9 protein-coding genes and 1 pseudogene are annotated in these 9,050 nt (G+C 33.3%); 2 read left to right on the top strand and 8 right to left on the bottom strand.

The window, feature by feature from the left end; translation table 11 throughout:
• The 7 genes from wecB to QZV68_RS09260 form a co-directional block, all read right to left on the bottom strand.
• Positions 1 to 1,069 (bottom strand): non-hydrolyzing UDP-N-acetylglucosamine 2-epimerase (gene wecB / locus QZV68_RS09290; protein ID WP_296880729.1); only part of this gene is annotated, 1,069 nt, incomplete at its 3' end.
• Between the two features lie 85 nt (positions 1,070 to 1,154).
• Entirely contained in the window at positions 1,155 to 1,508 is a 354-nt protein-coding gene (locus tag QZV68_RS09285) for a hypothetical protein (protein WP_296880728.1), read from the bottom strand.
• A 19-nt stretch (positions 1,509 to 1,527) separates the two neighbouring features.
• Entirely contained in the window at positions 1,528 to 2,391 is an 864-nt protein-coding gene (gene truA / locus QZV68_RS09280) for a tRNA pseudouridine(38-40) synthase TruA (RefSeq protein WP_296880727.1), read from the bottom strand.
• Between the two features lie 744 nt (positions 2,392 to 3,135).
• Entirely contained in the window at positions 3,136 to 3,642 is a 507-nt protein-coding gene (locus QZV68_RS09275; RefSeq protein WP_296880726.1) for a GNAT family N-acetyltransferase, read from the bottom strand.
• A gap of 48 nt (positions 3,643 to 3,690) precedes the next feature.
• On the bottom strand, positions 3,691 to 4,548 hold the full coding sequence (locus tag QZV68_RS09270) for an ABC transporter permease (protein ID WP_296880725.1): 858 nt from the start codon (positions 4,546 to 4,548) through the stop codon (positions 3,691 to 3,693).
• Positions 4,541 to 5,530, bottom strand: coding sequence for an ABC transporter permease (locus tag QZV68_RS09265; RefSeq protein WP_296880724.1), 990 nt, complete (start codon positions 5,528 to 5,530; stop codon positions 4,541 to 4,543). Before QZV68_RS09265 ends, QZV68_RS09270 begins: the two co-directional genes overlap by 8 nt.
• A gap of 51 nt (positions 5,531 to 5,581) precedes the next feature.
• The gene (locus QZV68_RS09260; RefSeq protein WP_296880723.1) at positions 5,582 to 7,204 is read right to left on the bottom strand and encodes an ABC transporter substrate-binding protein; all 1,623 of its coding nucleotides are present in this window, start codon (positions 7,202 to 7,204) and stop codon (positions 5,582 to 5,584) included.
• A gap of 345 nt (positions 7,205 to 7,549) precedes the next feature.
• On the opposite strand from QZV68_RS09260, the gene QZV68_RS09255 reads away from it, so the two are divergent.
• Positions 7,550 to 8,242, top strand: a complete 693-nt coding sequence (locus QZV68_RS09255) for a 4Fe-4S double cluster binding domain-containing protein (protein WP_296880722.1) — start codon at positions 7,550 to 7,552, stop codon at positions 8,240 to 8,242.
• Here QZV68_RS09255 and QZV68_RS09250 read toward each other — a convergent pair.
• Positions 8,237 to 8,797: a GNAT family N-acetyltransferase gene (locus tag QZV68_RS09250; RefSeq protein ID WP_296880721.1), complete on the bottom strand. Its 561-nt coding sequence runs from the start codon at positions 8,795 to 8,797 to the stop codon at positions 8,237 to 8,239. The two genes, QZV68_RS09255 and QZV68_RS09250, sit on opposite strands and share 6 nt — an antisense overlap.
• Before the next feature lie 147 nt (positions 8,798 to 8,944).
• Here QZV68_RS09250 and QZV68_RS10280 point away from each other — a divergent pair.
• Positions 8,945 to 9,050: pseudogene (locus tag QZV68_RS10280) on the top strand (ABC transporter ATP-binding protein); the annotation flags it as partial.

Raw genomic sequence — 9,050 nt, 5'->3', positions numbered from 1 at the left:
CCTTATCGTTCACAATCCGATCAACATTTTCAAGAATTGCATTTTTATCCGCCCCGACAAGAATATTGCCCCCTGCAGTCACAGTTTCCGGTCTTTCGGCGTTGTATCGCAAAGTAAGCGCAGGAATGTCGAGTGTTATTGCTTCTTCCTGAAGACCTCCTGAATCTGTTAAAACAAGAGTTGAAAGTGAATTCAACTGCAAAAAGTCAAGATATCCTATTGGTTTTACAATATGAACATGGGGCATGTTGTTCAGCTCATCGAATAGTCCGAAATTCTGCAGAGTATTTTTTGTTCTTGGATGAATCGGAAAGATGATGTTCATGTCAGTCATTTCCCCAAGAGCTTCAATTATATCAGTAACCCTTTTTTCATCATCAACATTTTCCGCCCTATGCATAGTCAGGGTCACAATATTGTCCATGTTTTCAATGTCAAGATCAACAAGCTCCTTTGTCACAATATTGTCCATGTTTTCAATGTCAAGATCAACAAGCTCCTTTTCCTGAAATCCCTTTTTCTTCGCAATTTCCAAATGCCTGAAACAAGCATCAACAACAGTATTTCCAGTAATCAGCAAATTCTTTCTTGAAAACCCTTCAGCCAAAAGATTAATTGCAGACTCCTCAGTCGGAATAAAATACATCACAGAACAAACATCAGCAGCCCGACGATTAATTTCCTCAGGCATAGTCATGTCAAAAGACCGAAGACCCGCCTCAACATGACCAACCGCAATATGCAACTTGGCAGCAACCAGAGCACCGGCAAGAACAGCATTGGTATCACCCTGAACAAGCACAATATCAGGCCGTTCTTCCAACAAAATCTCCTCAATACCACCCATCATCAAACCAGTCTGCTTACCATGAGTACCGGAACCCACATGAATATTATAATCCGGAGCAGGAATCTCCAAATCCCTAAAGAAATTATCAGACATCTCCTCATCATAATGCTGACCAGTATGCAAAACAATCTGATCAATACCCCTACGAGAAATCTCATCAATAATCGGAGCCATCTTAATAATTTCCGGCCTAGTCCCTAAAATAGTAGCTATCTTCATAATAATCACTTATTAGTAAATCTGTAAAGGATAGCATAAAAAATTTTTTGAAAAACGAGAAAATTAATAAAAAAAAAATGAGATATTATTCCACATTAATCAAAGAAGGCAACTTTCCATTATCTAAAATTACATTACCTGTTAAAAATGATCCTATAACAACTCCAAAAGCCATGCACACAGCAATAATGGCAACATTAAGGAAAAATGCCTCAACGAGATCAGATACAGGAAATCCTTTTCCAAATCTAAGGTTATCCATCAGAGTAGCGAAAACAGGCGCTATGGTCATCACCAAAGCGAATATCAAAATGTAAGGAACTGATCTTATCCATAAACTTGAATCATTATGATGGACTGCAAGCACGATTCCCAAAATCAATCCGATAGCAATGCTTATAATTGAAAATTTATCGAATATATCATAAACTCTTCCCATTAACTAACACCAATATATATTATATCATCATATCATTTAAACTTTTTATCATTGATTCACGAATTGCATATCTCTTTTGAAGGTCATCCAATGAATCAACCAAAGCTCTTCTGAACCGCTCACAGGCATACTCATCATACTTAAACTTGATTCCGTCATATTGTATGTCCATTAAAATCAGATATTCAGCTTCCAAAACTCGAATATAAGCCCTTGACTCATCATCTTCAGGATTCAGCAGCCTTTCAACCTCATCCAAATCCATTTTGCCTCTGGCAACATCAACAAAAACACGCATCATCTTGCGAACCATATTCCATAAAAAAGATTCTCCGTAAATGTCAATGAAAATTGGAGAAATTGTGTCATGCAGATTCGGAAATTCCCTTTTGTGATAATCCTCAAGGTCAACCTTTGTGACTTTAATTTCATCAATTGTTCTTGTAGTTGTCTTTTGAAAACGTTTTGTGAAATTAGTGAAGTTATGTGTTCCCTTAAAGATTTCAGCGCATTCCTCCAACTTATCAATGTCAAGATCCTGAAACAGCAAATAGCGATATTGTCTCATTTGAGCATATCTTGGCTTGAATGCATATCTTACAGGTGCTGATGCTAAAATTTGAATATCATCAGGCAGAGAGTTATTGATTTCATTTACCCTCACTTCCTTTTCTGATTGGAAGCTGATAACATTGCCCAAGCTGTGAACACCTGCATCGGTTCTGCCGGCAATTCTGAATCTGGATTTCTTCAAATCATCGATATAGTCCAGTTTGCGCAAATGATATATTAATTCCTCTTCCACAGTTCTTACATTTGGTTGTCTTTGAAATCCGTGGAAATTGGTTCCAATATATCCGATTTTTAATGCAGTTCTTTTCATCAATATACTATTTAACGCACTATAAAATAAAGTTTTTTAAAAAAATAGGAGGAGAATAAATAGCTATATCAAATAGCTATTTATCATTTATATGACAGTACTACTAATTTAAGTTCCTCCGATTCATGGAAGGGTTACATTTTGAGAGATATATGTAATCCCCATCGGCGTTTGGACAATCATATTGTCATTCAAATAGGCACAAAAGGATTTGAAATATTAATTTATGGTGTAAATTAAATTTTAGCCTTTGTCATATATTCAACATAGTTGAAATGCAAGGATAATTAAAATTAATATATGAAGTAGTTATAATGCTTAATTTTTATCCCAATTAATTATAATGTTTTAATTTTAATTATCCAATTACTCAAAAATATTTCAAGTAATCTAATTAACAATTAAGAGTAATAATCATATATATCTTATCAAATCATATTACATCTTAAATAACTTCAATTAATTAAATAACATCTAAAAATAAAAATAAATTAAAATAACCATTAATTATAACGAATAGAAGCCAATAAATAAATTTAAGAAAAATAAGATTGTAAATTAATACTTTAGGAATTTATAAAAATATTTCCATTTCAACAAATGCTAATCAATAAGACGTTTTTTTGAAAATAAATTGCAAATAAAAAGTTATATGAATTATTGAAATATTTAAAAAAAAATTAAATAAATTAAAGTTAAAATAATCACTAGAAAAAGTAATACTTTTTTAAAAAATAATACTACTTATTTTAGGTGCTTTTCCATGTGTGTTGTTTCGTCATAATCATCTTCTTCAAGGGTTATCTCATAACCCAATGATTTCCAAAACGGCAGGGCAGCATCAAGATATCTGTGAGTGTGCAGATATATTTTAGTATATCCCACTTTCCTTGCAAAATCCTCCATCATATCAACAAGCTTACGTGCAAATCCATGCCTCCTATAATCCTCATCAACCATCAATCTCCAGATGCTTGCAGTGTCCTCTTTTGAGTATTCCCCATTGAAAAATTCATAATCCTTATCATATTCTCTAATAGCACCAGTTGCTACAATTTTATCGCCAATGGAAATTAAAAAAAAGTCATTGCGTTTTGGAATGATATAATAATCCATTATTCCTTCAATGTCATAATGAAATTCCGGAGTCGGCCCAATGCCATACTCCTTCATGATTTGATTATATAAAAAATTTTTTACATCAATGATTTCTTGAGGGTTATCACCCACTTCCCTAATATCATATTTCATAATATCACTTAAAAAAAATAATAAGAGAAGAAATTATAAAAATCTCTTCTATTCCTGAGCAGTTTCAGGATTAAGCAACTTTTCGACATTTTCCCCTATCAAATCAAACAACAATACGACAATCAATAAGGACATACCTGGGTAAAATGCCAACCACCAATATCCTGAGGACAGATATTGCATTGATTCGGCTAAAATGACCCCTATAGCAGGTTCGTGAGGAGGTAAACCAAATCCTAAAAATGTTATTGCCGCTTCATGCATGATAGCATGAGGAAACATCAGAATTACCCCTACAATAATCTGAGAAACGATCAATGGGAAAATATGTTTTGTTGCAATCCATATTTTGGATTTTCCCAAATTATCTGCTAAATGAATATACTCCTTGGTTCTGATTTCTTTTACCTCAGACCTTAAAACCCTCGCAAGAGGTGTCCAGTGAGTCAATCCTACACCCATAACAACACCAAACACTCCACCACCAAACATGATGGAAACAAGAATGATTAAAAGAATATGAGGAATTGAACCGAACAGGTCAATAATTCCAGCGACAACCTCATCAGCAAATCTGTTGAAACTTGAAAACAACCCCAAAACGATTGAAATAAAAGTACTGACAACAGATGCAATGAAACCGACCATTATACTTAATCCAAGACCTGCAATGGTTCTTTGGAACATATCTCTTCCCATCCAATCGGTACCGAAAAGATGTTCAAAAGATGGCATTTGGTTTGCATCAATGAAACTTGTTGGAATATCCTTTATGAAATAACCGGAAATAAATACTGTTACAATAACCAATGCAGAAAGAACAATAACTACAAGAGTTTTAGTCCTGAGATTAGCAGAGTATAAAAACCATTGCTTTTTATCATCAGTTTCTCTTTTTTTAATCATTGAACTCACTCTCCTTAATTCTAGGATCAATCAAGTAATACGATAAATCTGCCAGCAGGTTACCGACAAATACAAATATTGCACTAAATATTACAATTCCCAAAAATAAAGGAACATCACTATTGAGACCTGCAGCTACAGCGGTTTGTCCAACACCAGGATATGAAAATACCTGTTCTACCAGCACTGCACCTCCAAACAATTCGCTGAAAGATAAGAATTGTAAAGTTACAGCAGGCAAGAGAATATTTCTAATTCCATGGTTTTTTATCAAGTCCCATCCTTTTTCTCCTCTTGATTTTGCAAACAACACATAATCAGATGATAAAACTTGAATCAATTCATTACGAGTATACATTGCAATCGGTGCCAAACCCACAAGGCTTAAAGTTATTGTAGGTAACACTAACCTAGATGCCCATTCGAAAAATGTGGCATCCGTACTCTTTACACCAATCGGAACACCAAAACCAATTGGGAACCAGCCTAGATAAACTGCAAATACCATTAAAACTAACATTCCCACCCAAAAGGAAGGTGCAGATTGAATTGCATAACAGTAAACTTTTACTGCCTTATCTATCCAAGAGCCTTTGTTTTTACCAGCCACAACACCTAATGCGAAACCTAATACTCCACTCAGCAGCCATGAAATTGCCATCAATACGATAGAAGCAGAAGCCTTATCAAGTATGATATCAATAACAGGCGCTCGATATATTAATGAAGTTCCCAAATTGCCCTGAAACAAATCCATCAACCAATGGAAAATTTTAGTAGTTAAGGGAACATTAGTACCGAAATAGTTTTGAAGAATCTGCCTTTGTGCTTCAGATACCGCAGCCTGTCTTAAATATGCATTAACCGGATCAATAGGGGATAAATCTAACAATACAAAACTAAAAATTGCAACTACAATAATTAATATTACAAAGCGTATTAATTTGTAACCAAAAAATTTCAATAATTGATTTTTATTCAAGAAAATAACCCCTTATAAGCTTTTAAAAAAATAAAAAAAGGGAAAAGATATTTAAGCTGTGGAATTGGTTCTAGTCCAATCACAGATGTTGATTAAAATATCATTTCCTAAACCATCAGGTTGCTCACCAATATTAATTCCGTCTTTAATGAAGTAGTTGTAGTCATAGTTGACTAGCCATACGAATGGAGCGTCACCAGCAGGACTCCAACCTCCACCATTAACAAGAGCAGATTGAGACCATAATGTGTTTGCAGCATTTAAATCGCTTGAATGCATCGCATCATCCATCAATTTATCAGAGTCCGTGTTGTTGTATAAGTTAGGGTTCATGTAGAATCCATCTGCTTCTTTACTGTGATATTGTTGATAGATAGACTTATATGGGTCTGGAGAAGTTTGTTGCATTACTGCAGGTGATGCATACATGTTTGCGTAAATTGTATCCCAGTCAGCACCTTTAAGGTTCACTTCAATTCCGATTTGTTTTGCTTGTTCAGCAAATACTGTTGCTAAAGATTGTCTGTCAAGATAATCAGGAGGATAGTATAAATCAAATGATGCTTTTACACCATTTTTCTCTACGATTCCATCACCATTGGTATCTTTCCATCCACCTTCATTCAAGATTTGTTTTGCCCTGTCAACATCACTGTCATTTACTTTACCAGCAGGATTTGCATAATCTCTTGTATCTACACTGGTATATTCAGGAGTAGCATGTCCTGAGAATATATCATCACACATTTTCTGACGGTTGACACCGACATTCAATGCTTCTCTAATAGACTTATCAGCAGTTACATTATTACCTATTTTAGCTGTGCCGTTCCAAGATTTACCAGTATCATTTTGGTACGGTAATGATATACCTTGTGCTCTTCCGGCGGATTTTTCTACAAATTTGTATCCGTCAACAGATTGGTTTAATGCAGAGGTTGCTACAGGAACTACATCTACCTCACCGGATTTGGCTAATTCCAACCATGTTGCTTCTTCAGGGAATAAAATTGTAAGTTGAGTAAAGTATGGTTTCTTATCATAATAATTAGGATTTATTTTGAAGATAGCTTGTTGACCTTTGTCCCAATGGTCCAATACATATGGTCCAGTACCTATAGGGTTTTCACCATAAGTATTGTTGTCATAGGAATCTGAAGGCACAATACCAACATATCTTAAATCATAAATAAAAGTAGATCTAGGTTCAACAAGTGTAAACTCAACGGTTGTCTTGTTTTTAGCAGTTACATTTTGAATATTTGTTAAATCCAATTCAGATTCTGTGGCTTTAGCAGTGTTAAATGTGAATGCCACATCTTCTGCATCGAAAGTGGAATTATCTGAAAATTTAACATCATTTCTAACATTTACAGTCCAAGTTTTTCCATCACTACTGATTGAATAACCAGTAGCCAAATCAGGAACAATAGTTCCGTTCTTATCTGTTTTAAATAAACAGCTTTGTACTAAAGGATTATAGTTTTGGTGTCCGCATCCCCAACCAACAAGAGGGCTGAAGCCCGCTTCAGGTTCTTTAATATTACTGTGTGCAGCTACAGTCAAATGTGTAGGGTCATTATCATGAGATCCACCCATAAATGAAAATGCCGCAACAACAATAACGAGAACAACAACAATAATCCCAATAATCATCATTGTCTTTTTTTCCATTTTATTTTCACCCAAAAAAAATATCTCTAATAATATTAAAATAAAGTATTACTTTTTATGTAAATATTAAAACATTAGTAATACTTTTAATAACTATTTTAATATTATGTATTATATTTCACACAAGAATATAAAAACATATTTATTACTTTTAAAATTAATTTGAAATATAAAAAGTATCCAATTAAAACTCTGAAAATATAAACAACAGACCAAAATAGATTTTAAAAAATATGACAAAAATTAGTTTTAATGCATTGAAACAAATACAAAAAAATATAATAAATTAAACTAAAAGTAATACCAAACTTAAATTTAAATAATATTACAACCAAATATTCGCCCATGACCTTAACGTCAATGTTAAAAAAATTCCTGTTAGATAATGGTGCAACAGAAGTAGGTTTTGCAGACATAACCCATTTTACACCAAAACAAAATTTAGATAAAGGCATTGTCTTTTACATAACCTATCCAAAAGAAATAATAAGAGATATGCAGAATGCCCCTACAAAAGAATATCTTTATGAATTAATAGATTTGAATAGAAGGTTGGATTCATTGGGAATGGCATGTGAAAAATTTATAATAGATAACGGATACAACGCCTATGCACAAACAAAAAAGAGATTAGGAACTGATTTTGGTGAATTTAATTCATTCGAGTTGCCCCACAAAACAATCGCCACACGTGCAGGACTTGGGTGGATTGGAAAATCAGCACTATTTACAACAAAAAACTACGGATCAGCACTTAGATTATCCTCAGTCCTTACAGATGCGCCTTTAGACATTGGAACCCCCATATTAAAATCAAAATGTGGAAAATGCATGGAATGTAAAAATGCATGTCTTGGAGGGGCGATAAGTGGAAAAGAATGGAACTACAAGTTAAAAAGAAATGACTTTTATGACGATAAAAAATGTGAAAAATATGCTCTAAAAGTATCTGAAGAAAATTTGGGAAAAGCGGACACAGTATGCGGAAAATGTATTTTTGCCTGCCCACACACCCAAAAGTACATTAAAAGATTATAATTTTACGGCATATGAAAAATCCTTTGCCAACTGATCAATATCCAAACTTCTTATTTTTTTATCCATATGAACAGTTTGAAGATTATCTTCAGCATCCAATGCAACAACAAAACCCATTTTTGTCCAAAATTCGATTGCTCCAGGCAATGTTTTATGAGTATGCAAATAGATTTTATCATAATTTACATCATTTGCAAAGTTTTCAGCAATACTGAACATTTTAGAAGCCAATCCACAACGGCGACACCTTTCATCAACAAATAACCTCCATATGCTTGAAGTATCCTCTTTGGAGTATAAATGCCTGAATTCTGGAAAATCTTTATCATAACCTCTTATACCGATGGTTGATATAATTTCGCCAGTTTCAGTATAGGCAACAAAAAAATTATTTCTTTCAGGGTTGATGTAATATTCGTCCATTTTAACTATGTCCTGATGCCATTGCGGAACATAATCATATCCGAATTCTTTTTTAATCATTTTAAATAAAAATTTTTGAACATCCTCTATTTGTTGTGAATTTCCATCCAGTGTTTTAATAGTAACATTCATGAGAAACACCATACCAAAAAGTATTACTTCAATTTAAAAAGTTATTTAATTAGTAATACTTTTTAATAATTTTTGATTAACTTTAATATTGATAAAGTACAAATTACTATATAAAAGTTATCATTTGACATTTTGCTAGGTGATTGAATGGAAAAATTATTAGATGTTGAGAATGTTTCTATTTCGTTTATTCAATATACAAAAGGATTGAATCAAAGGGAATTGCAGGTTATCACTGATTTAACCCTAGACA

Source organism: uncultured Methanobrevibacter sp., from assembly GCF_902801725.1.
In the GTDB taxonomy this organism is placed as follows: domain Archaea; phylum Methanobacteriota; class Methanobacteria; order Methanobacteriales; family Methanobacteriaceae; genus Methanocatella.
Note: the sequence above shows the minus strand (reverse complement) of the source record. Positions and strands in the feature narration are given on the sequence as shown.

Bases quoted from the DNA above. Each gene is read 5' to 3' on its own strand.
- QZV68_RS09255 (WP_296880722.1), top strand. From the start codon at position 7,550: ATGACCTTAACGTCAATGTTAAAAAAATTCCTGTTAGATAATGGTGCA.
- QZV68_RS09250 (WP_296880721.1), bottom strand. From the start codon at position 8,797: ATGAATGTTACTATTAAAACACTGGATGGAAATTCACAACAAATAGAG.
- QZV68_RS09285 (WP_296880728.1), bottom strand. From the start codon at position 1,508: ATGGGAAGAGTTTATGATATATTCGATAAATTTTCAATTATAAGCATT.
- truA (WP_296880727.1), bottom strand. From the start codon at position 2,391: ATGAAAAGAACTGCATTAAAAATCGGATATATTGGAACCAATTTCCAC.
- QZV68_RS09275 (WP_296880726.1), bottom strand. From the start codon at position 3,642: ATGAAATATGATATTAGGGAAGTGGGTGATAACCCTCAAGAAATCATT.
- QZV68_RS09270 (WP_296880725.1), bottom strand. From the start codon at position 4,548: ATGATTAAAAAAAGAGAAACTGATGATAAAAAGCAATGGTTTTTATAC.
- QZV68_RS09260 (WP_296880723.1), bottom strand. From the start codon at position 7,204: ATGGAAAAAAAGACAATGATGATTATTGGGATTATTGTTGTTGTTCTC.